The organism is Achromobacter sp. ACM02 (genome assembly GCF_014851605.1).
In the GTDB taxonomy this organism is placed as follows: domain Bacteria; phylum Pseudomonadota; class Gammaproteobacteria; order Burkholderiales; family Burkholderiaceae_B; genus Achromobacter; species Achromobacter aegrifaciens.
Genome location: NZ_JACUZY010000022.1, coordinates 1 through 895, shown reverse-complemented (window position 1 = coordinate 895; position 895 = coordinate 1). Strand labels below are relative to the sequence as shown.

Genomic DNA, 895 nt, shown 5'->3' with positions numbered 1-895 from the left:
TCCGTCACGGAAGACACCGCACTGACCGCCTCCGGCAACGTCATCACCGGCACCGGTGCCGACACCCTCGGCGCGGACGTCACCAACGTCGTGGGCGTGGCCAAGGGCACGGTCCCCGCCGGCCAGAACGTCACCGGCAACGTCAACACCGCCGTCAACGGCGAGTACGGCAAGATCGTCCTCAAGGCCGACGGCACCTACACCTACGAGCTGAACAACAACGACCCGCGCGTGAACGCGCTGCTCGATGGACAGCAGCTCAAGGACACCTTCACCTACACGATCCGTGATGCCGACGGCGACGTCAGCACCACCACCATCACCGTCACCATCAACGGCCACACCGATGGCGTGCCCGGCGTGACCGTCCCCGACGCCAACGGCGCCGATGCCGGCAACGTCAGCATCGCCGAGAACGCCACGCAGCCGGTCACCGGCGAACTGACCGTCACCGCACCGGAAGGCCTGGCCACCGTCAAGATCGGCAACGTCACCCTCTCTGTGGCCGACCTGCAGGCGCTGGGCACCACCCCGGTCGTCGTCAACGGCACCGAAGGCAAGCTCACGCTGACTGGCTACGACCCCGCCACCGGCAAGATCACCTATAGCTACCAGCAGGACGGTACCTCGAAGAACCACACCGCCGGCGACGACTCCGTCACCGACAAGTTCACCGTCACCGTCACCGATGCGGCCAACCAGGTCAAGTCTGACGACCTGGTCGTGCTCATCACCGACACCGCTCCGGAAGCCAAGCCCGACACCGCCTCCGTCACGGAAGACACCGCACTGACCGCCTCCGGCAACGTCATCACCGGCACCGGTGCCGACACCCTCGGCGCGGACGTCACCAACGTCGTGGGCGTGGCCAAGGGCACGGTCCCCGCCGGCCAGA

1 protein-coding gene is annotated in these 895 nt (G+C 67.2%); it reads left to right on the top strand.

Annotated elements, in window-relative coordinates:
- Window positions 1-895 (top strand): VCBS domain-containing protein (locus IB258_RS30185; RefSeq protein WP_225590570.1); only part of this gene is annotated, 895 nt, incomplete at both ends.